Genomic DNA, 22,596 nt, shown 5'->3' with positions numbered 1-22,596 from the left:
TCATGCGTAGCAGCACCTGGAAGAACTCCCTGGCCGCGCTGGCCGCGCTGGCGCTCATCCCCGCGTCCGTGACGGCGCACACCGTCAAGGGCACCCACACCGGCTCGGTGACGGCCCTGACCAACTACAGCAGCGGCAAGTTCCACGGCGCGGTGGACATCGGCGCGGGCGGCCGTTGCAACTACTGGGGCGCGGAGACGGGCGTGGTGGGCTCCGTCTACTGGGCGGTGACCATCCGCACCACCGGCGTCGTCTGCAACGGCAGCGGCAGCGGCAACCAGAACGAGGCGCGCCACGTCTGGGCGAGCGGCTGGACGTTCCGTCAGTGGCACTTCATCAAGACGGCGGACTCCCGCAGCCGCACGTGTGACCGCTGCCAGGTGGGCAACATCGGCGGCACCGGCAACTCCACCGGCCCCCACGCGCACCTCCAGCAGGACAAGCTGGGGACGAAGAACACGTCCTGGTACAAGGGCTACGTCAGCGTGGGCAGCTCCGTCACGCGCGCGAAGACCATCGGCGTTCTGGACTGACGCACGGGCCCACCTGGGCCACCAGGAGGCCCGGACACGTTCCCATCGGAAGGTCCGGGCCTTCGACCTCGCGCGAGGCGCCGCTCAGCCCAGCTTCATGCTCTTCGGGCGGGCCAGCAGCCGTTCGATGTAGGCCTCCAGCGCGGGACGGCCCGTCTGGCTGCCGAAGATGCGCATCCAGATGAACATCGAACCCACCATCACGTCCGCCGCGGTGAAGCGCTCACCGAACAGGTAGGGGCCCTGTCCCAATTCGCCCTCGACGACGTTCAGCACCGTCTCGAAGTCCGTCCAGCCCCGCGCGGGCCCCGTCGGCAGCTTCATCAGGTGGTCACCCATGGAGGGCTCCAGCTGCGACGAGGAGTACACCATCAACGACAGGTAGCGCCCCCAGTCCTTGTCACCCGGCTTCGGCGAGAGCTGCGCGTCCGGGAATTTCTCCGCCAGGTAGAGACAGATGGCCGCGCATTCGAACAGCCGCGTGTCTCCGTCCACCAAGGCCGGCAATTTCCCAGCGGGGTTGATTTTCAAGAACTCAGGCGACTTGTGCTCCTTCTTCTCGAGGTCGATGGGGACGATTTCATACTGCGCGCCGCACTCATCCAGCATCCACCTGGCAATGACCGCGCGGCTTCTGGGGTTGAAATAGAGTTTCATCGTCGAACCTGAACTTTCGGATGGAGGACCGCGCTGTCTCCTACCAGAACGACGGCACGGGGCACGGCATCATGCGCGTGAAGAAATCCACCGCTGGGCGCTCGCCCCCCCGTCAGACTTCGATGGTGGAATCCCCGCCGATGAGACACGCACCCGAAGACTGGGCCCGCTTCGCGAGCACGCACTGGGAGCAGTCCCCCACGCGGCTGCGGCTGGGCACCCCGCTCATTCCGCCCGAGCAGGCCTTCCAGGGGCTCGTCTCAATCAGCGCGCCCTTCCGCTTCGGCACCCGCTTCCGCGCCCTGCCCGACGTGCGCTTCTTCGCGGACACCGCGCGCATGCGCGCGCCCGGCACGCTCCTGCCCGGGGAGCAGGACGCGGACGCCGCCGCGTATCTCCAGCGCGTCGGCCGCGAGCTCGGCGCGGCGCGCGGCTTCCAGTGCTTCGTGGAACAGCCGCTCATGCTGGACTACGCGCAGTGGGAGCGGGTGCGCGCCTTCGTCGACGGCGTGCTGGCGCGAGTCGGCGTGCCCGTGCTGCCCATCATCAGCGACCTGTGGCTGGGACGCTTCACCGAGCCGCCGCAGGGCGCCGCGCGCCGGGAACACCATGCCCGCTTCACCGCGGTGCTCCACGGGCGGCTGCGCGTGCGCCAGTGGACGAAGGACGCCCACAAGGCCCGGACGGTGGAGGCCCGGGCGGGGGACGTGCTGTATGCGCCGTCCCACGTCTGGCAGGAGGAGGCGAGCGACGAGGGCGCCCTGGTGCTGCGGCTGTGGATTCCGGTGCGCGGCAGCGAGCCCCTGGAGGCCGTGAGGGCCCTGGCGGTGAAGCTCCTGGAGGCCCGGGGCGAGGCGGATGACGCCGTCCCGTACCTGCCCTTTCCCGGGACGCGTGGACGCACGCCCGTGCCACGACTGGCGCACGCCGCGAGCGCGCTGCGGGCCGTGACGCACGGCCCGGACCTGCGGCAACTGCTGCGCATCGCGTGGGCCCAGCGCGTCAGCGCCTCCGCGCTGGAGCCGGTGCCTCCGCCGCGTGCCCACGAGCCCCTGGAAGAAGACGCCTACGTGCGGAAGACGCCGCCGGGCCGCGTGGTGCGGATGCTGGACAGCCCAGGGCAGTGGCTGTGGGCCGTCAACGGCCACGCCTTCGCCGGCCCAGGCCCCTTCGCGGCGCACGTACTGGACGCGCTGGCACCGGGCGTCCCCGTGCGGGTGGGCGCCCTGTGCGGCCTGGGGCGAGGCGCGTCCCAACGCGAGCAGGTGCGGGCCTTGCTGGAAACCCTTCATGCGCTGCGCGGTATCGAGCGCGTGCCGTCGAAGGAGGCATGACGGATGGCCCGCATCGACATCCAGCGCCGGTTCGACTGGGACACCTTCGTCACGCGCTACTGGAACCAGCGGCCGGTGCTCTACCAGGCGACGGGCGTCAATCCGTTCATGGACACGGACGTGTTCGACGCGGCGCTCGGGGCCTCGCGCGGCGCCATGGCCCCGCCCACGGCGCTCGAGGCGCGCACGGACGTCCAGTTCACCATCGACCAGGGGCAGCCCGTCCAACTCGGGCCCTGGCTTCCCCGCGACACCGACGGCTCGCTGGACGGCTACGACTCGCGGCTCGCGGACGCGCTGGGAACACGCCGCTACGCGCTCATCATCTCCCTGCTGCATTCCCACGGCTTCGGACTCTGGTCCCGCGAGCGGGCCTTCTTCTCCGACCTCTGGCGGCGCGTGGGGCTGCCCCTGTCGGGCGGCATCACCACGCTGTTCCATGGGAACTACGAGCACAGTCCGGTGGGCGTCCACCTGGACCGCTTCACCACGTTCCTCTTCGCCATCCGGGGCCGCAAGCGGATGCGCTTCTGGGCCAGGCGTCCCTGGAGCATGCCCGTCACCACCCTGGTGGACTACGCGCCCTACCTGGTGAAGTCCTTCACCGCGGAGGTGGGGCCCGGCGACATCCTCTACTGGCCCGCCAGCTACTACCACGTCGGAGAGAGCGCGAGCCGGGACGTCGCCACCAGCGTCAACGTGGGCATCCCCGTCACCGGACACCAGGCCCGCTATGACGTGGAGGACCTCGTGGGCCCAGGCCGCGGCAACGCACCCCGCGCTCGCGACACGGCGCGTGGCCGTGCGCTGGTACCGGGTCTGCTCGACGGTGACGGCGTGCTGCCGCGTGAGCTGCCCGCGGCCCTGCGGCAGGCCGCGAACACCTTGCGTGAAAACAGCCGCGATGCACGAACGCAGGCCCACATCCGCACCCTGTGGCTCAACCGGCGCTCCGCGGGCGGCTTCGAGCCCCCACCTCCTCCCGCGAGGCGGCGGCCCCTCGAGGACACAGACATTCTTCACGGGAATAAAAGTTTCCCCATCCTGCTGGAGAAAACAGGCACGGGTTGGTGTTGCTCAGCCAACGGCAACGCATTGCATGTCTCAAGCCTTCGGCAGCCGGTGAATAAACTTGTCGCGACATTGAACACGGCGCGCGCGGTGAGCGTGGGTGAACTCTTGCACCCTTTCCCCTCGCGAGGCGACCTGCCGCTCCGCGCCTTGAAACCGCTGCCCGCGACGCGGGCGGGCATGCGTCGGATGCTGGAAATTCTACTGACATTTCGAGCCATCCAACTGGCGGGCCGATGACGTCGCAAGCAAAGACATCTCAACTTGACTCAAGCGAATTACACACTTTACCATGCTTGAGCTGTCTGACCCCAACGTGTGGAGGATTCCCATGGTGAAGGCGAAGACGAAGACGAAGGCGTCCAAGCAGACCAAGAAGCTGACCCAGGCGCTTCGGGAGCTGAACAAGACGACGAAGCCCGCGGGTTCCGCCAACGTGTTCAATACCTGCTCGCGCTTCATGTACTGCGTCTAGGACACGCGCCGCTGGCGCCTGATTGAACACGTCACACGCGCGTCCCGGCCTCGCCGGGCCGCGCGTTTCTATTTTCGCCCCACCGGGCCAGGGCCGACTGATGACGCGAAGGGCGCATGTGCTGCCATCCCTTGCACCAACACCTCCAGCCGCCCCACCCCGCTTTCCTCCGCAGACCCGCCGCCTCCTGGAGGCCGTCCGCAAGGGCCCCGAGGCCAGCGACTGCTTCCCGCCCATTGTCCGGCCCGGCCCCGAGCGTGTGCTGCAAGCGGCCCGCGCCTTCCAAGGCGCCAGTGACGCCGCGCGGCTGGGCGCCCTGCTCTCACAGCCCGCCTTCCAGCCGCTGGTGGGTTTCTATGAAGCCCTGGGCGACGGGTGCGACGCCATTGCCCGGCGGCACCCGGGCCTGTTCGGCGCGCGCGTCGTGCGGCTCGCCAACGCGGCGCTGTTCGGCCCCGTGCTGACGGATGCCTTCACCTTGTGCGCCGCCACCCCGGCGACACAGGGGCCCCACCCAGGGCTGCTCTGCCTGAGGGACGGGTTCCTGGCCTTCTTCGGCCTCTTCGCGAAGCGGCTCGCACGCGACCTGAAGGCCGGCGTCTTCCGCCGCGCGGGCTTCGAGGGCCCCGTCACCCGACTCTGGGCCAACCCCGAGGAGACGCACAACGGGCGGCAGCACGTCCTGCGCGTCCAGTTCCGCCGGGGTGGCGCGCTGGCGTACAAGCCCCGGCCCGCGAGCGGAGAGGCGCTCTTCCTGGCGGAGCCGGAGCGGCGTGGCCCACGCGCCTTCTTCGCCTGGGTCAACCAGCTCCCGGCGGCCTCCGGAGCGGTGCGGCTCCCCACCCTGCGCGTCCTGCGCGGACGAGGCAGGGACGCCTTCACGTACAGCTGGCAGGACTGGATTGAACGTCCCCGCCAGTGGGGCGTCCTCCGCGATTCGCCCCAGCTGAAGCTCCACGGCTGCCAGTTGCCGCCGCCCCAGGCCGCGCGCTTCTGGCACCACGCGGGCGCCCTCACCGGCACGTGCTTCGCCGTGGGCGCGGCGGACCTGCAGGGCAGCAACCTGGTGGTGGGCGTCCGGCGCGGGCAACGCGAGCCCCTGCCCTACCTGGTGGACCTGGAGCTGTTCTTCTGTCCCGTGCGCCGGCTCCCGGAGACAGGGCTGATTTCGGCGGGGAACCGGCGCGGCAACCACCACGTCGGCTTCGAGTGGCGCGCCTGGTGGTGCACCACCGGCGGTCCGCTGCTGTGCTTCTTCCCCACCCGGAACGGCGCGCTCCAGCTTCGGCCGCGAAGGCGCGCGTGGGCCCGGGAGGAGGCCCGCTCCGTGGTGGCGGACACAGACGGCCACGTGGGCTACGCGGCCCACCTGCTGCCCTTCCTGCGCGGCATGTTCGACGTGTGGACCAAGCTGCTCATGGAGCACGAACGCGTGACGGCCTTCCTCGCGCGCGCGGCGCGGCGGCACCATGTCCGCGTGCTCGTCAAACCCTCGGACGCGTATGACGCGCCGCTGGAGCACATGGTGCTGGCGTCCCCAGGGCAGGTGCCCGGCGCCAGCAACCGGGGCCGCGTGCGCTTCAGCCCCGAGGAGCGCGAGCAACTGGGCCGCTACGACGTGCCGTACTTCTTCCGCAAGGCGGACGGCGGTCCCCTGCTGATGATGGATGCGCCGCCCACGTCCGCGGCCTTCCGGCCCGTGGGCGAGCAACAGTTCCTGGGGCCCACGCCGCCCCCTGCCCCGCACATCCTGAACGGCGAACAGCTCGGCCTGATGAACCTGGGCGTGGCCCTGCGGGACGCGGTGGACGCCGTCGCCCAGGACCTGCGCCACCGCGTCCAGGAGGCGCCCCAATGGGGCGTGCGTCTGTCATTGGCGAAGGACCGCCGCACGGGCGCGGTGTCCTTCGACTGGCCGGAGACGGGCAAGCGCCTGACGTTCTCCTGGAACCGCCGCACCGTGCGCCTCACCGACGAGGCGCTGGACGAAGCGCCCGCCCCCCAGCCTGGGAGGCGGGCCCGGCGGAAGCCGCCTACCGCTTGAAGTGGTCGGCGATGACGCTGGCCACGCAGCAGGTGAGCTTCTTGCCCGTGGGGATGTGGAGGAACTCGTTGGGGCCGTGGGCGTTGCTGCCCGGGCCCAGCAGGCCGGTGATGAGGAACTGCGCCTCCGGGAAGCGCTCGCCCAGCATGCCCATGAAGGGGATGGTGCCGCCCTCGCCCATGGCCATGGCCGGCCGGCCGAAGTAGGTGTCGGACGCGGACTCCACCGCGTTCGACAGCCAGGAGGCCAGCGGCGGCGCGTCCCAGCCGGTGCTGGACTTCTCACCTTCGAACGTCACCGTCGCCCCGTAAGGCGGGTCCTTCACCAGCGCCTGCGTCAGCGCCTCCATGGCCGCCTTGGGGTCCACGCGCGGCGGGATGCGCATGGACAGCTTCACCGTGGTGAAGGGCCGCAGCACGTTGCCCGCGCTGTTGAGCGCCGGCATGCCGTCCACGCCCGTCACGGACAGCGCCGGACGCCACGTCCGGTTGAGCACCAGCTCCGCGCCGTCGTCCGACATGGGGCGGATGCCGGGCACCCAGGGGAACTTGGTGAAGACCTCCTCCCCCAGCACCTTGGCCGCCGCGCGGGCCTGGTCGCGCCGCGCCTCCGGAATCTGCGTGTGCAGGGCCTCCACCAGCACCTTGCCCGTGCCCTCCTCCTCCACGCGAGACAGCACCTGCCGGAGCACGCGGAAGGACGACGGGACGATTCCGCTCGCGTCCCCGGAGTGCACGCCCTCCGTGAGCACGTCCACCCGCAGGTTGCCGGCCACCATGCCGCGCAGCGACGTGGTCATCCACAACTGCTCGTAGTTGGCGCAGCCGGAATCCAGACACACCACCAGCGACGGCTTGCCGATGCGCGGCGCCAGCGCCTCGATGTAGGCCGGCAAGTCGTAGCTGCCGCTCTCCTCGCACGCCTCGATGAGCACCACGCAGCGCGCGTGCGGCAGGCCCTGCTCGCGCAGCAGGCGGATGGCGGTGAGCGACGCGAAGGCGGAGTAGCCGTCATCCGCGCCGCCGCGCCCGTAGAGCTTGTCGCCCTCGCGCACCGGCGTCCACGGCGTCAGGCCCTCGCGCCAGCCCGTCATCTCCGGCTGCTTGTCCAGGTGGCCGTACAAGAGGATGGTGTCGTCGCCCTTCGTCCCGGGCACCTCCATGTAGATGACCGGCGTGCGCTCGCGGCCCTTCTCGTCCTTGAGGCGCACCACCTCCAGCACCAGGCCGGGCAGGTGCTGGGCCTGCGCGAGGCACCAGTCCGCGACGAGCTGAACGGCGGCCTCCATGTGGCCGGAGCGGACCCAGTCCGGGTCGAAGGCGGGCGACTTGTTGGGGATACGGATGTAGCGCTCGAGCGCGGGGAGGATTTCCTGCTCCCAGATGCGGTCGGACGAGTCGGTGGCGGTCTGGACGTTCATGGCCATATCGGGCCGAATCCAGAACACGGGAGAGGGGCCCCTGTCGACAGGGGGAATCCACCAGGAGGCCGGATGGCGTTGATGGCCCCCATCGGATGCGCTGAAAACGCCCCACCCCGGCACTCCTGGGAGTACCGGGGCGGGGCGCCAACTGTCGTCAGCCGTTTACTGCTCCGCGGGGATTTCGCGCACGGACAGCCACTTGAAGTCCACGTCGGTGGCGCTGTCCCAGCGGAACACCGCGATGGGGCCGCCCCAGGTAATCGGCATGGCGTTCACCCCGCCGCCACAGTGGCTGGCGTCGCCACCCCAGCTACCCGAGTCCACCATGTCGTAGACCTTCTTCCAGGTCTTCTTGTCGGCGTTCTCGTTGAGGTACATCTCCAGGCGCACGGCGTCCTTGCCGTTGACCTTGGTGTTGCGCATCACCGACTTGAAGCCCACCCAGCGGCCGCGGAGCGCGGACGTGCCCGTCTTGTACGACGCCTGCTCGTAGGAGACGTGCCACGTCTCCTTCTGCCAGCGCACGCGGCCGTCATAGTGCAGCGAGCCCTTGTAGGCGCTGCCCTCGCAGCCCGAGTGGTTGTCGTTGTGCTTTCCGCCACGCGCGTACCAGGCGAAGTTGTCCGAGTTGTCGGACGTGGAGTTGACCTTGATGAAGCCCGTCATCTCCACGTTCCGCCAGTCGTTCGCCGCCTGCATGTAGCCTCGGCTGGCCAGCACGTCACGGTCGTAGGTCGGAATCTTGGACGCGCTGTAGCCCGTGGAGGTGAACACGGACATGCGCACCTTGCTGTTCTTCATCTTCCAGGAGCCGTCCGAGTTGCGGGTGATGGTGTTCTGCGGGTCAAAGCGATTGTCGGACGTCGCGTTGTCCGCCAGGAACCACTGCTCGCCGCCCGACCTGGTCGGGTAGATCATCGTCACGCCGAACTTGTCCTGCGTGGGCGTGGGGCCGGGGTCCGGATTCTCCGGGTCCGGATTCTCCGGGTCCGGATTCTCCGGGTCCGGGTCCGGGATGGTGGCGCCGGAGAGGGCCGCCATGTCCGTGATGCTGCCCCAGGTCGTCTGGGTGCTGCCGTAGAAGGTGACGCGCACGTAGCGGGCGTTCACCGTGGGGAAGGTGACGCGCTCGAACTCAGCCGTCTTCCCGGAGGAGATGCCCACGAAGACGCGGGTGAACGTGGTCCCGTCCGTCGACGTGGAGATGTCGAAGAGGTTGATGCGCTCGTTGCCACGGAACCAGGCGATGTCCAGGCCGTTCAGCGGCTTCACCGCCCCCATGTCGCCGCGAATCCACTGGCCCGCGCCCGAGGCCGACCAGCGCGTGGCCTTGTTGCCGTCCACCGCCATCGAGGGAGGGGTGGGAGCGTCATAGGAGCTGGCGGTGGCGGAGACGAAGCCTCCAGCGGCCAGCGCGGGCGTCGCGAACGCGCCGACAGCCAGCGAGAACGCGGTGACAGACGTACGGAAGCGCTTCCATCCCCCCAGGGACGAAGTCGAGTGCTGTCGATTCAAGTGACTACCTCAAGTGAGGCCGCGAGCTTCCGCGACACATCGGAGCGGCCAAGGGCCTTTCCGGAGCGCCGCGTTCCCCCCGCGGCGCGTGGACTTCCATCTCCCCGTCCGCCCGGAAGGAGGCACCCGCGCCTACGCGCGGAGGCTCTCTTCAGGAGCGGCCGGAGGTGTTACCGACTCAACGTCGGACTGCGGGCCCCAATACCCTTTGAGTCGATATGGAATTCCCACGACATTTCTTGAGCATGTTTTCAGCCACGCCCGCTCGCTCTGCGGCGATACATGCAATGAAACACGGCGCGTTTATCAGTCTTTGGCGGGAAGTCTTATCACAGCCAGAGCCGAACCCTTCAACCGCACGGCGTCTTGCTTCAATGGCTGCAATTTTTCGGAGCCGCCGAAGCAAGCGTCTTCAGTCCACAGCACCAGCTCCGAGCCGGCGGGCACCGGATAATCCAGCGCGCCGCGCAGGCTGAGCAACACGTGCAGGCGCTGGCCGCCCCCACGCCGTTCGAGCACCAGGGCGTCCGGCCCCAGGGCCCGGGCCGCATAGGAGCCTCGCCCCGTCTCGCGCAGGGCGGGCTCCGACGCGCGCAGACGGAGCAGCTCCCGGTAGAGCGCTCGCACGCCCGCGTGCCCTGGCTTCTCCGCCTCTGCCCAGTCCAGTCGGGAGCGGGTGAAGGTGTCCTCCGCTTGCGGGTCCGGCACCTCCGCGCCCGCGAAGCGCGCGAAGCCGGCGAACTCCTTTCGCCGGCCCTCCGTGACGAGCTTGCCCAGCTCCGCGTTGTGCTCGGTGAAGTAGAGGAAGGGCGTGCTGGCGTTCCACTCCTGCCCCATGAAGAGCATGGGCGTGTAGGGGGACAGCAGCAGCAATCCACTCATGGCGCGGAAGGCCGCGGGGCTCACGTCGTGCCCCAGCCGCTCGCCGAAGGCACGGTTGCCCACCTGGTCATGGTTCTGGATGCAGTGGACGAAGCGCCAGGGCTCCAGCCCATCCGCCTTCGTGCCTCGCGCATGGCCCAGGTTCTTCGACACCTGCCCTTCGTAGAACCAGCCCTGGTTCAGCGTGCGCGCCAGGTCCTCCGTGTTGCCCGTGTAGTCCTGGTAGTAGCCCTCGCTGTCCCCCGCGAAGGCGCGGCGCAGCTGGTGGTGGAAGTCATCCGCCCACACTCCGTCCAGCCCCAGGCCGCCCTCCGACGCGGGGCACATCAGGCGCCGCTCGTTGCGCTCGTCCTCGGCGATGACATGCACCTGCCGGCCCGGCGCGCAGGCCCGCGCCCGCTCGGCGATTTCGGTGAGCAGGTGCGGCGTGCCGTCGTCGATGATGGCGTGCGCGGCGTCCAGGCGCAGGCCGTCCAGGTGGTAGTCGGCAATCCACATCTCCACGTTGGCCAGCACCTGGGTCCGCGCGTGGGCGCTGGCTTCGCCGTCGTAGTTCACCGCGTCACCCCACGGCGTGTGGTGGCGGCCGGTGAAGTAGTGCGGCGAATACACCCGCAGGTAATTCCCATCCGGTCCGAAGTGGTTGTAGACGGCATCCATCAGCACCGCGAGCCCGTGCGCGTGCGCGGCGTCCACCAACCGGCGCAGCCCCTCCGGACCGCCGTAGGCCTGCTGGGGCGCGAACAGGCTCACGCCGTCGTAGCCCCAGTTGCGGCGTCCCGGGAAGGACGCCACCGGCATCAGCTCCAGCGCGGTGATGCCCAGCGCCTTGAGGCCGGCCAGCCGCGGAATGAGCGACTCGAAGGTGCCTTCGGGCGTGGCCGTGCCCACGTGCACCTCGTAGATGACCAGCGCCTGCGTCGCCACGCCCTTCCAGCCCGCGTCCGTCCAGGCGAAGTCGGGCACCACCACTTCGGACGGCCCATGCACGCCCTGGGGCTGCGAACGCGACCACGGGTCCGGGAAGGGGCCTTCTCCGTCCACGCGCAGCTTGTAGCGAAGCCCCGCGCCCTGCCCTTCCAGCACCGCGCCGAAGCAGTCGCCAGGCTCCGGCGTCATCGGCAAGACGCGGCCGGGATTGCCTTGCGCGTCGTGCAGCACCACCTCCACGCGCTGGTGGCCGGGCGCCCAGACACGCCACCGCACCCGCCCGTCCGCCTCCACCCACGCCCCCAAGAGAGGGGCCTTCGACCGCGCTGCCCGAGACTCATCCGCTGGACCCATGGGCATGTCCCTGTAATGCGTCACCCCTGCCCTTGAGGAGCACTCCTTGAGGCCGGCCGCGCCCGCCGCGCGGCGGATGTTCACGGGTAGGCATGGTGCCCGGAAGGAATGGGAACCGGCCGACGGTGTTCGTGACGACGACACCCCGGCTGGAAGATGACCGTGAGCAGGCGCACGGGCCGTCTTGTCGGCCCCGCTCCCCGCCAGGATGATGCGCCCGCCGGCGGCCACCCGCCCCTGATTGGAGTCCCCTGGAATGAGCATCACCCACCCTGGCCTGGAGCCGCTGCCCGAATCGCCTGACGAGGACGTGCGCGCACGCGTCGCCGCCATCGAGGTCCTCTCTCCCCGCGAAATCGACGAGCGGTTGTCGGACCTGGGCTACCGGGGGCAGACGGAGGCGCGCCGCGCGGCATCCGTGCTGGCGTACCGGCACCTGCGCCGCATCCGTCACCTGTTCCTGGAGGGGCTCGCCCCCGAACCGGGCATGCGGGAGAACTGCCTCTTCCTGGGGCCCACCGGCTCGGGGAAGACGTTCCTCGTGGAGCTGCTGTTCCGCGAAATCCTCGCCGTGCCCACCGTGCTGGCGGACGCCACGCAGTTCTCCGAAACGGGCTACGTGGGCGACGACGTGAGCACGCTGCTGTCGCGCCTGTACGAAGCCGCGGACCGGAACGCGGCCTGGGCCGGCTGCGGCGTGGTGTGCATGGACGAGTTCGACAAGCTCGCCACCAGCCGCTCCGACAGCCGCTTCGCCGGCCAGCAGACCACGAAGGACGTCAGCGGCTTCGGCGTGCAGCGCAGCCTGCTGCACATGCTGTCCGCCCCCAGCGCGGACTTCCCGCCCGACTTCGGCTTCACCAGCCGCCAGCGGCCCGACACCATGGAGCTGGCCTGCGTCACCTTCATCGCGTGCGGCGCCTTCAGTGGCCTGGGCGCCACCGCGGAGGGGCTGGCCCGGAGCGAACACCTGGGCTTCGGCCGCGAACCGCTCCCGGCGCGGGCGGAGAGCATCGCCACGCGGGTGACGGAGGAGCAGTTGGAACAGACCACTGCCTTCGCGCGCTACGGCTTCATCCCGGAGCTCATTGGCCGCTTCAACCGGCTGGTCTCCTTCTCGCCCCTGGACGCGGGCACCCTGGGCGACATCCTCCAGCACAACGTGCTGCGTGCCTACGAGCGCGAGTTCGAGCAGGAAGGGCTGCGCCTGCAGGTGGACACCGAGGTGCGGGAGTTCGTCGTGGCCCGCGCGCTCAAGCGGGAGACGGGCGCGCGAGGGCTGCGCACCACGCTCGCCCCCTTGCTGGAGCGGGCCGCCTACGAGCACTTTGGCCAGCGGGACAACGACGGCACGCTCCGGCTGACACTGGAGGGCGGCGAGGTCCAGGCGCGGCGGGTGTAGCCGCGCGCCTTCCGGCCAGGTGACGTGCCAGGGAAGCAGGCCCGTTCCACACCCCGCACGCACAAGCCTTACGGTTTTGCTGAGCAACGGAATCCGGAGGGCAGACACATGCATCACACTCGGGAGATACCCAGGGAAGGCTGGGGGGACTACCTCGCCTTGCTGAGCAACCTGGAGCGCGACCACTGGGTGCGCATCGAGACGGAGAGCGTCGACTTCGGCGACCAGCCGCTCGCCGGCAGGCTGCCGCTGGTGGAGATTGCCCTCGAGTCGAAGGGAAGCGACCAGGGCTCCGTGGAAATCATCGTGGGCCGGCCGGGCGGAGAAGTCACCCACCGCATCCTCAAGCCCGACCACATCTACGCGGACGAGAGCGAGAGCGGCGAGCTGGAGTGCCTGGACATCGAGGACGCGGACCACGTGAAGACGCTCATCTTCTTCGAGTCGCAACGCGCGGGCGAAGAGCCGAGCATCGGCGCGCCGTCCTGACGACGGGCCCCAGGCGAGCACGATGAGGCCGGAAGGCACCCGCCCGAGCACGGGGTGCCCTCCAGCCAGCGCGCCTTCCTGACCGGGCCTCACGGCGCGGCCAGGGCGGCGGTCCTGCATCGTGGGATTACGGGTACAGCGCGCGAGCGCCCTGCTTGTCCAGGGTGGTGAGCACCAGGTCGCCCGTCTGGGTGCCAGCGCACTGCGGGTAGTGCATGACGGACGCGCGGTCATACGTCGACGTCAGGGCGCGCCACGCGTTGTCCTCGAAGCAGCCGCTGCCCGTGGAGCGGGTGTGCTCGTGGCGGAAGCCCAGCACGTGGCCCAGCTCGTGGCGCATGATGCCCTCCAGCGTCCAGGGCGAGATGGGGCCGAAGGCGGTGTTGTCCACCAGCACGTTGCGGCCCGAGCGCCCCGAGTTCGGGAAGAAGGCGCGCGCCAGGTACTGGCCGCCCGAGTTCACCGGACGCACGTCGAAGAGCACGTTGTTGTTCGAAGCGGTGCAGGCCCCGTCCTGCGCCGTCACGTGGGTGAAGTTGACGTTCGCGGTGGCCTCCCAGGCCGCCGTGGCGCTGTTCATCGCCGTCACCACGCGCGACTTGTTGCCGGAGAAGGTGCTGCTGACGCAGTACGTGAGGTTGCGCGCCTGGGTGGCGCTCCACTTCACATCCCCGCTGAGGGCCTTGGTGGGGCTGGTGTTGTAGACGGCCAGGCCACCCCGGCTGGTGCCCGTCTCCGCCGCGACGTGGTTGTCGAAGAAGGCGCGCAGCTCCTCCTCGCTGTCCAGCGCCATGTCGCCGTCGAAAATCAGCTTGCCCTCGGGATCCTCGTACACCGAGGCCCGGAACTCCTCCCACGTCATCTTCGTCGGCTCGGACTCGGAGGCCTCCGGGCCACCGCACGCGGAACCGAGAAGGGCCACACCAGCAACCAGCGCAACGGAGCGGAACTTGAGCATCTTGGGGTTTCCTCTGACGCCTACTTCGGGGGACGCACCCGCCGCCCGGCGATTCCGCCAGCCGCGGCCTGGAACGCTCCGCCCTTGAGCAACCGCCGCGCCAATCCGACGCCCAGAGGACAAATCAAGCTTTCACGACATTACATGGACTAAAGACATTCCATGTTTGGAGTCAAAGGACGTAAACGCTCCTGACGGCGCGCCCGGCAACGTGGCGTCGGCACGGAGGAATCGCGTCTTCCGAGGGAGCTGCATCCAAACCAGACAGTGCTGTCTGGTTGTCGGTCACCTGCCCCGTGGGTCAGGTCCGCTGCGCCCGGGGGGAAAACCACCCGTTGCAAAACGCCAGACATTGGCAAGATGCATTCCCAGACAGCCTGCGTCAACCCTCTCACCGCAGCAGGGCTGGATTCATCCAGCCTGCGCCAGCACACGGGGGATGGCGGGCGTGGGGGTTGATTCCCGACGCCCGGGGGCGCTGAGGACTGCGCGCTCCATGCGGGCGTGATAGGCGGAACAGGAGGACCCCGCCGTTCGCTATGCACCTGTTCGACATCCCCGCGTGGTTGGAGGTGGCCTGGCCCCATGTGGTGGCGGCGCTGACCGTGCTCATCAGCGTGGTGGCCAGCGCCCATGCGGTGCTGCACAAGCGGGACGTGCGGGCTGCGGTGGGCTGGGTGGGGCTGGCGTGGCTGGTGCCGGTGCTGGGTGGGGTGCTGTACGTCCTGCTGGGCATCAACCGCATCCGGCGCCGGGCGCGCTCGTTGATGCTGAAACAAGAGCACGGCCGCTTTCCGCCGCTGTTCCAGGTGGCGCCCATGAAGGCGGAGACGGTGAGCGGCCCCCACCCAGAGGCCGCACCCCTGGCACCCCTGGTGCGGCTGGGGGACGCGGTGGTGGGACGGCCGCTGCTGCCGGGCAACCGCTTCACCGTGCTGGAATCCCGCCGGGACGCCTACCCCGCCATGCTGGAGGCGATTGACGCGGCGCGCACGACGCTGTCGCTGTGCAGCTACATCTTCGACAATGACGTGGCGGGCCGGCGCTTCGTGGAGGCGCTGAGCGCGGCGGTGAAGCGGGGCGTGGAGGTGCGGGTGCTGGTGGACGCGGTGGGCTCGCGCTACACGTGGCCGCCCATCCTGGGCCGGCTGCGGCGAGCCGGCGTCCGCGCCGCGCGCTTCCTGCCGTCGCTGATGCCCTACCGGCTGCCCTTCGCCAACCTGCGCAACCACCGCAAGCTGATGGTGGTGGACGGGCGCGTGGGCTTCACGGGTGGCATGAACATCCGCAAGGCCTTCTGGCCCGGCGAACATGCCGCCGTGGACCTGCACTTCCGCGTCGAAGGACCGCTGGTGGGGCAGCTCCAGGAGACCTTCGCGGAGGACTGGGCCTTCACCACGCGCGAGCGGCTGACAGGCGAGGCCTGGTTCCCGCCGCTCACCGAAGTGGGCACCGTGCTCGCGCGGGGCATCGCGGACGGCCCGGACGAGGACTTCGAGACGCTGCGCACGGTGCTGCTGGGGGCCCTGGCCACGGCGCGGACGTCGGTGCGCATCGTCACGCCCTACTTCCTCCCGGACACGGCGCTCATCACCGCGCTGAGCGTGGCGGCGCTGCGCGGCGTCCAGGTGGACATCCTCCTTCCCGAGAAGGGCAATCTTCCGCTGGTGCAGTGGGCCGCCTGGGCGCAGCTGTGGCAGGTGCTTCGGCCGGGCTGCCGCATCTTCCTCACCGCCCCGCCCTTCGACCACACGAAGCTGATGGTGGTGGACGGCGTGTGGTCGCTCATCGGCTCGGCCAACTGGGACCCGCGCTCGCTGCGGCTCAACTTCGAGTTCAACGTGGAGTGCTACGACACCGCGCTGGCCACGCAGCTGGAGGGCGTGGTGGCCGCGCGGCTGCGCAACGCGCGGCCCCTCACGTTGGAGCAGGTGGACGCGCGCGCCCTGCCCATCCGCTTGCGGGATGGGCTGGCGCGGCTGCTGTCGCCGTACCTCTAGAGCAGGGCGCGCCGGACCCGCCAGAAGGTCTCCTTGGCGGCACGGTAGCCCCGCGAGTCCTGGGGCAGCAGCATGCGCAGCAGCTCCGCGGACTGCGTCTGCAGGGGCCGCACGCAATGCGTCTCCACCTGGGCACGCAGGAAGCCCAGCGGGTCGCGCTTGCGGTAGTCCGCGAAATAGGTCCGCAGCTCGTTGCGCGTGCGCGCCTGCCCGTTGTCCGCGTACTTGGCCACATAGGGACTGAAGTCCGGGTAGAGCCGCCCCGCGCCGAAGTCGCCGTGCAGCGTCGTCTTCATGAAGTTGCCGATGAGCAGGTCGTCGAAGACCTGGTAGCGCACGGCCGACATCAGCGAGCCGCGAGGCACCTCGAAGGTGATGCCCCGGCGGAAGCGGCGCTTCTGGAATTCGATGACGTGCTCCCGGCCGCCCACGCGGAAGCGCAGGAAGTCGAGCGTGCGCCCCAGGTGCTCCACGCCGAGGAAGTAGGTGGTGAGCGCCGTCACATCGTCCGTGTCCAGTGAATCGCTCCAGTCGTCACCGAAGGTCTTGGGGTCCACCGGGCGCAGGACGCGCTCCCGGGGCTGGATGCGCTCCGTCTGACCGCGGATGAAGTCGTGGCGGATGAACGCGGGCAGCAGCGAGCAGGTGCGCGACTCGAAGCCCCGGCCGTAGTCCTCCAGCCGGGTGGTGTACTCGGAGGCCCAGACGCTGTCGGCCCGCTGGTACTTGTGCATGGAGCTGAAGGGGATGAAGTAGCGCACCCCATAGAACTCCGCCTGCCGGGCGATGGTCCGTCCCACGGGCGTCTTCGCCGCGGCATGGGGCGCGATGCGCTGCCCGTCCTCGGTGAAGAAGTTGATCATGTCCGCGTCGCCATACCCGGACAGGGCCAGCAGATACGACTCCTGATACCCGCTGACCACCTTGCGCACGAAGTGGCTGGCCCCGCGGTCCCCCGCGTCGTTGAGGTTGACCAGCAGCCGCCCGTCCATGTCCACCAGCAGGACGGCGTCCTGGTTCACGTCCGGCAGGCACATGACGCGGATGCGCGGTGACAACTGCGTCCACACCCGGTCCGCCAGCACGTGCACCTTGAAGCCCTGCCCGCGCAGGTCATCGCGCATGCGGTGGCCGAAATGGTTGGGCACCAGCAGCGTGCGCGAGCGCAGCGCGCCCAGCGATTCCATGCTCAGGTGGTCCGGGTGGCCATGAGACAGCCACACGTAGGGACAAGCCTGGATGGCCTCGCGCTGCGCCGCGGGAATCTCATGCGACAGCGTCCAACTCCCGAAGTATGCGCTGCCGTCCGTCCACGGGTCGGTCACCAGCACCGGACCGTGGTCGTGGCAGATGAGCGTGGCGTTTCCAATCGTCTCGAAGCCCAGTTCCATCGCGTGCCCCCCTTCGCCCTGCGTCCGCGCACAAGTCCGCTGGTTTGGCCGGTCCAACGTGACGATGCGCGGACGCCGCCTGCACTGCCCGGCAGCACGGTGAAGATGATTCGTTGCCTGGCCGCACGCTGCCCGTTCCTGCGGGCGTGGAGACGCGGCCCCTTGCGCCCCGCCCCCGGACTTGCGCTGGAATCTCCGTGGCGCGCGGAGGGAAACGCCCTTCCCTTCGTGGGAAGGCCGCCTCCTTCCGCGAGGCGCCCGGGCTCAGCTCCTGCGCGCCACGAGGGAAAGAATCTGCGCGCCGTAGCGCTCCGTGAGGGAGGGCCCCACCCCGTGGATGGCCATCAACTCCGAGCCATTCTCCGGACAGGCCGACGCGATGGCCTCCAGCACCCGGTCCGTGAGGATGCGGAAGGCGGGCACGCGCCGCTTGCGCGCCTCCGCGAGCCGCCAGGCCTTCAAGGCCTCCACCATCTTCGGAGAAGGCTCTGCAACGGCGCGGCGGCCCGGCGCGGAGGCACTCAGAGCCCCCGTGCTCCGGGACGCACGCGGAGCCCCAGCGGTGCTCTTCGAGGGAGCGTTCGCGCGCCAGTGCGTCGGCGGGTCTTCCTCATCGGATTCGGATGCCGTGCGCCGCGTCGCGGCCCCGGCCTTCGCGCGGACCGTACGCTTCTTGGCCGTGGCCCGCTTCGCGGTGCCCTTCTCCGCGCCCTTGCCCCGCTTGCGCTTCGCGGCCTTCTCCAGGGGCAACGGCAAAACAACCCGCTGGGGGTCCACCGCACGCGTGCGCCGGCCCTCGTCCGTCAGGGCGAGGCGCTGGAACGAGATGACCTGCCCGTCCTTGTCGAACGAGTCCACCTCCAAGCGCGTCAGCCCGGCGCGGACCAGTCCCCCCACCAGTCGCTCGAAGTCGCGCCGTGGCAGGGATTCTCCGAACAACTCGCGGTGGAGCCGTCCGGTGGCCTGTCCGTCCCACTCCTGGAGCGACTCCAGGATGCGCTCCAGCCAGTGCCGCTCCGCGGAGGTCGGCTCGGCGAAGCGCAGCGTGGCGCAGGCCTCCGGCGCACAGACGTCACACAGGCCACAGGGTTCACCCGAATCCTGGGTGTCACCGAAGTGCCCCACGAGCTGCTTCATGCGGCAGCCATGGGCCTCCGCGTAGCGCCCCATCTGCTCCAGGTGCAGCAGCTTGCGATCGCGCTGGGCCGAGTACGACGCGGACCAGCCCGGCTTCCCGCGCATCACCGTCTCGTCAGGCGTCATGACGACGCCGCCGTGAATCCAGAGCTGCTCCAGTGCCTTGTCGAAGACCTCGGGGTCTCCTCGCACGCGACCCTGGAGCACGGCCTTGGGCTCGAGCTGCGGCGCCGTGGACTTGAACAGCCGCTCCAGCACGTACGCTTCCGGGTAGTCGCGCCTGTGGAAGAACTCGTGCGTGCGCCGGTCGATGTACGAATGCAGCAGCACCGCGCGCGACGGCTTTCCATCGCGGCCCGCTCGGCCCAGCTCCTGGTAGTAGCCCTCCAGGCTGGCGGGGAGCGCCGCGTGGATGACGGTGCGCACGTCCGCCTTGTCGATGCCCATGCCGAACGCCGTGGTGGCCACGATGACCTCCAGCGAGCCTCGGAGGAACTCGGCCTGCACCCGGTCTCGCTCCGAAGGCTGGAGCCCCGCGTGATAGGCGGCCGCGGGGAACTCGCCCGCGAGCTGGTCCGCGAGCTGCTCGGCGTGCTTGCGCGTGGCCGCGTAGACAATCGCGGGCCGGTTCTCCTCGTCCTCGAGCAGTCCCTGGATGGCGTCGCCGCGCGCGCCGGGGTTCAGCTCCCGCACCTCGATGGCGATGTTGGTGCGGCGGAAGCCGTGAATGAAGGTGCGCGCCTTGCCCCCGGGGCCTTGCAGGCCGAGCTGCTGGACGATGTCCCGCTGCACGTCCGGCGTGGCCGTGGCGGTGAGCGCCACCACGGGCGCGGGGCGCAGCAGGGGCAAACGCGCGCCCAGGAGCCGGTAGTCCGGGCGGAAGTCGTGTCCCCACTGGGAGATGCAGTGGGCCTCGTCCACCGCGATGAGCGCGGGCGTGCGGCGCGCCAGGAACTCCACGAAGCCCGGGACGCCGAGCCGCTCGGGCGCGATGAACAGGAAGTCGAGCCGGTCCTCCAGGTAGTCCGCGCACACCTGCCGCGACATGGCCCGGTCTCTTCCGGAGTGGATGCGGTCCGCCGCGAAGCCGAGCGACTGGAGCCGCGCCACCTGGTCCTCCATCAGCGCGATGAGCGGACTCACCACCAACGTGGTGCCCGCGCGCGCCAGACCCGGCAACTGGTAGCAGAGCGACTTGCCCGCGCCCGTGGGCATCACGAGCAGCAGGTCCTCTCCCGCCGTGGCCGCGCGGCACACGGCCTCCTGATACGGCCGGAAGTCCGAGAAGCCGAACGCCTCCTTCAGCAGCGGACGCAGCGCCTCGGGCGCCGTCGGTGCGCGCCGCACGCGCTCCGGCCGCTGCCCGGTGGACGCGGCAGACGCCGAGGTCCTCGCACGGTTCGCTGGAGCGCGAGCGGCGCCCGTGTTCTCCCAGGCCCCGGCGTTCCAACCCGCGCCGTCCGCCCGCGGAAGTCGTGAGGCCGCTCCTCCGCCCGGTGACATGGTGGAGGACAGCGGCTCGCCATGAGGCTCCGAGCGCCCCACGGAGCCCGAGGTCCTGCTCCGCCGCGTCCCGAAGAGCGGCTCCGAAGCCTCCGAGAACGCGCCCGGGCGTCCCTGTCCCGACACACCCGGCGCGGCATCCGCGAAGCGCTCGGCAGAAGCCTCCGCGAACGCCCCCTGCCGGCCACGCCCCGACACTCCCGACGCGGCATCCGCGAAGCGCTCGGCAGAAGCCTCCGTGAACGCCCCCTGCCGGCCACGCCCCGACACTCCCGCCGAAGCATCCCCGAAGCCCTCGGCAGACGACTCCGCGAACGCCCCCTGCCCGCCAGGGCCACGCGCTCCCGCGCCAGCGCCGTGCGCTGCGGCCTCGCTCGCCACCTGCGCCGCACCGCCCTGCCCCCAACCTGCTCCAGGTGGAACCCCCAACACCTCGTTGCGCGGAGGACGTTGCGGTGCGGTGGCGCCATGGCCCACCACCTCGATGACATACGCCTCAATGCCTCGGATGAACTCATCGAGCTGGCCTTCACCACGCTCGATGCGCTGGAGCCACGCTTCCCACTGGCCCGTCATGGCCGGCGTCTTCACATCCGGGTGCACCACCTGGATGAGATGGATGCCCTTCTCCGTGGCCTCCATCACCTTGCCCCGGCGGCGCAGGTACTCGCGGTCCAGCAGCACCTCGATGATGGCCGCGCGGGTGGCGGGAGTCCCCAGGCCCGTCTCGCGCATCGCGTCCGCGAGCTCCTTCTCATCCAGCGCCCGCCCCGCCGACTCCATGGCCGTCAGCAGCGTCGCATCCGTGAAGCGCGGAGGCGGACGCGTGCGCTTCTTCACCGCCTCCACGTCCTCCACGGACTGCGGCTGCGCGCGCGCCAACCCCGACGGCAGCGTCTGGGGCTCGTCCTCCGGCTCCCGCTCCGCGTCCTCGCCCTTGCGCCCCTCCGACTTCAGCCGCGGCGCCTTCTGTCCGCCGCCAATGTCCAGCACCTTCCAGCCCACCTGCTCCACCTGGGTGCCCGTGCTCTGGAAGCGGTCCACCACGGGCGGCGCTCCTTCCGACGTCACCGCGGTGATGACCGTGGTGACCCGCCAGACGTGGTCCTCGTGCCACGCCTGGAGCAGACGCCGGCACACCAGGTCATAGACGCGCTGCTCGTCCGGAGACAGCCGCACCCCGCCCGGCGACGTGGGCGTGGGGATGATGGCGTGGTGGTCCGTCACCTTCGCGTCATCCACATAGCGCTTGCCCAGCGCCCGAGCCCCCGTACCGACGGCCAGGTCCTCCTCGTAGGGCCCGCGAATGGCGTTCACCACCTCCGGCAGCGTGTCCGCCACGGTGCGCGACAGGTGCCGGCTGGCGGTGCGCGGATAGCTCAACAGCTTGTGCTTCTCGTAGAGCGCCTGCGCCACCTCCAGCGTGCGCTGCGCGCTGAAGCCGTGGAGCCGGTTGGCGTGCCGCTGCAACTCCGTCAAGTCGTAGAGGAGCGGAGGCGCCATCCTCTTCTCCTCTGACTCCAGCGATTCGATGATGGCCCGCCCGGCGCGCACCCGGTCGATGATGGCCTGCGCCTCCACGCCGTTCGCATCCAGCCGCCGCGCCTCGCGCACGCCTTCGAAGCCCGGGGGCGCCACGGGCTTGCCATCCGGGCCCGAGCGGAACCACGTGCCCTTGTACAACGCGTCCGGCGGAACCCCCTTCGCCCTGGGCGCGAAGGTGGCCACGAGCTCCAAGTAGTCACGCGGCACGAAGTCGCGGATGGCCAGCTCGCGCTCCACCACCATGGCCAGCGTGGGCGTCTGCACCCGGCCCACGCTCAGCATCTCTCCATGGCCCCCGTGCGCCAGCGTGTACAGGCGCGACAGGTTCATCCCCACCAGCCAGTCCGCCCGGCTGCGCCCCATGGCTGCGGCGGCCAGCGCTTCGTATTCACGGCCGTCCGCGAGCCGGCGGAAGCCGTCCTGGATGGCCCGCTCCGTCAGCGACGACACCCACAGCCGCTGGACCGGCTTGCGGCACTTCGCCGCGTCGTAGATGTACCGGAAGATGAGCTCGCCCTCGCGCCCCGCGTCTGTGGCGCACACCACCGAGGACACCTCCGGCGCGTTGAGCACCTGCTTCACCACCTCGAACTGACTGCGCGTCTCCTTGGAGACGACCAGCGGCCAGTCCGCCGGGAGCATGGGCAGCAGCGCGCGGCTCCACTTCTTCCAGTCCGCGCGAATCTCATGGGGCTGCGCCAGACCCACCAGGTGCCCGATGGCCCACGTCACCACGTAGCCATTGCCGCGCAGCCAGCCCTCACCGCGTTCGTTCGCCCCCAGCACCCGCGCGATGTCGCGCGCCACCGAGGGCTTCTCCGCCAGCACGGCCAGCAGGGAGGGGCGACCGGAGGACGCCTTCGTACCGCCGTCCCTGCCTCCGCGCCTGTCCTCCCGGGGCGTCTCGCCCATCTCTTCCCACCTCATGTGCCCTGTCCCCTCCCGCCCACCAC

General features: G+C 70.0%; 15 protein-coding genes. 8 read left to right on the top strand and 7 right to left on the bottom strand.

The genetic code is table 11. The features are described 5' to 3' along the window. Nucleotides 1-2: 2 nt before the first annotated feature. Nucleotides 3-533, top strand: a complete 531-nt coding sequence (locus FL344_RS27210; protein ID WP_141593038.1) for a hypothetical protein — start codon at nt 3-5, stop codon at nt 531-533. A gap of 84 nt (nt 534-617) precedes the next feature. On the opposite strand, the gene FL344_RS27205 is transcribed toward FL344_RS27210, so the two are convergent. Then, nucleotides 618-1,190, bottom strand: coding sequence for a glutathione S-transferase family protein (locus FL344_RS27205; RefSeq protein ID WP_141620583.1), 573 nt, complete (start codon nt 1,188-1,190; stop codon nt 618-620). A 20-nt stretch (nt 1,191-1,210) separates the two neighbouring features. Here FL344_RS27205 and FL344_RS27200 point away from each other — a divergent pair, with 20 nt between their 5' ends. The 4 genes from FL344_RS27200 to FL344_RS27185 all read left to right on the top strand — a co-directional run bounded on the left by FL344_RS27200 (nt 1,211) and on the right by FL344_RS27185 (nt 6,114). After that, nucleotides 1,211-2,524: a hypothetical protein gene (locus tag FL344_RS27200; protein WP_141620582.1), complete on the top strand. Its 1,314-nt coding sequence runs from the start codon at nt 1,211-1,213 to the stop codon at nt 2,522-2,524. 3 nt (nt 2,525-2,527) lie between these two features. Then, nucleotides 2,528-3,835, top strand: a complete 1,308-nt coding sequence (locus FL344_RS27195) for a cupin domain-containing protein (RefSeq protein WP_141620581.1) — start codon at nt 2,528-2,530, stop codon at nt 3,833-3,835. Nucleotides 3,836-3,887: 52 nt separating this feature from the next. Beyond that, nucleotides 3,888-4,070, top strand: coding sequence for a hypothetical protein (locus FL344_RS27190; protein ID WP_011550677.1), 183 nt, complete (start codon nt 3,888-3,890; stop codon nt 4,068-4,070). Nucleotides 4,071-4,188: 118 nt separating this feature from the next. Beyond that, a complete protein-coding gene (locus tag FL344_RS27185) occupies nt 4,189-6,114 on the top strand; it encodes a type 2 lantipeptide synthetase LanM (RefSeq protein ID WP_228565411.1) in 1,926 nt (641 codons plus the stop codon). Here FL344_RS27185 and FL344_RS27180 read toward each other — a convergent pair. From FL344_RS27180 to treZ, 3 genes are all read right to left on the bottom strand, one after another. Further along, on the bottom strand, nt 6,104-7,540 hold the full coding sequence (locus FL344_RS27180) for a M20 family metallopeptidase (protein ID WP_194858581.1): 1,437 nt from the start codon (nt 7,538-7,540) through the stop codon (nt 6,104-6,106). The genes FL344_RS27185 and FL344_RS27180 overlap by 11 nt on opposite strands. A 159-nt stretch (nt 7,541-7,699) precedes the next feature. Next, nucleotides 7,700-9,052 (bottom strand): discoidin domain-containing protein, encoded by a 1,353-nt coding sequence (locus FL344_RS27175; RefSeq protein WP_141593044.1) that lies wholly within the window; start codon nt 9,050-9,052, stop codon nt 7,700-7,702. 306 nt (nt 9,053-9,358) lie between these two features. After that, nucleotides 9,359-11,224: a malto-oligosyltrehalose trehalohydrolase gene (gene treZ / locus FL344_RS27170; RefSeq protein WP_141620579.1), complete on the bottom strand. Its 1,866-nt coding sequence runs from the start codon at nt 11,222-11,224 to the stop codon at nt 9,359-9,361. A 250-nt stretch (nt 11,225-11,474) separates the two neighbouring features. Between treZ and FL344_RS27165 the strand changes: the two genes are divergently transcribed. Then, nucleotides 11,475-12,620 (top strand): AAA family ATPase, encoded by a 1,146-nt coding sequence (locus FL344_RS27165; protein ID WP_194858582.1) that lies wholly within the window; start codon nt 11,475-11,477, stop codon nt 12,618-12,620. Between the two features lie 108 nt (nt 12,621-12,728). Beyond that, nucleotides 12,729-13,109 (top strand): DUF5335 family protein, encoded by a 381-nt coding sequence (locus FL344_RS27160; RefSeq protein WP_194858583.1) that lies wholly within the window; start codon nt 12,729-12,731, stop codon nt 13,107-13,109. A 127-nt stretch (nt 13,110-13,236) separates the two neighbouring features. Here FL344_RS27160 and FL344_RS27155 read toward each other — a convergent pair whose 3' ends face one another. Continuing rightward, nucleotides 13,237-14,067, bottom strand: coding sequence for a M57 family metalloprotease (locus FL344_RS27155; RefSeq protein ID WP_194858584.1), 831 nt, complete (start codon nt 14,065-14,067; stop codon nt 13,237-13,239). Nucleotides 14,068-14,606: 539 nt separating this feature from the next. On the opposite strand from FL344_RS27155, the gene FL344_RS27150 reads away from it, so the two are divergent. Further along, on the top strand, nt 14,607-16,067 hold the full coding sequence (locus FL344_RS27150; protein WP_141620577.1) for a phospholipase D-like domain-containing protein: 1,461 nt from the start codon (nt 14,607-14,609) through the stop codon (nt 16,065-16,067). On the opposite strand, the gene FL344_RS27145 is transcribed toward FL344_RS27150, so the two are convergent. Continuing rightward, complete coding sequence (locus FL344_RS27145; RefSeq protein ID WP_194863274.1) at nt 16,064-17,458, bottom strand: MBL fold metallo-hydrolase; 1,395 nt, start codon at nt 17,456-17,458, stop codon at nt 16,064-16,066. The genes FL344_RS27150 and FL344_RS27145 overlap by 4 nt on opposite strands. Nucleotides 17,459-17,722: 264 nt before the next feature. Then, a complete protein-coding gene (locus FL344_RS27140) occupies nt 17,723-22,570 on the bottom strand; it encodes a DNA topoisomerase 3 (protein ID WP_228565410.1) in 4,848 nt (1,615 codons plus the stop codon). Nucleotides 22,571-22,596: the final 26 nt, after the last annotated feature.

It is taken from the genome of Myxococcus sp. AB036A (genome assembly GCF_006547355.1).
In the GTDB taxonomy this organism is placed as follows: Bacteria; Myxococcota; Myxococcia; order Myxococcales; family Myxococcaceae; genus Myxococcus; species Myxococcus virescens.
The sequence above is the reverse complement of the archived record's forward strand: the minus strand, read 5'-3'. Positions and strand labels throughout refer to the sequence as shown.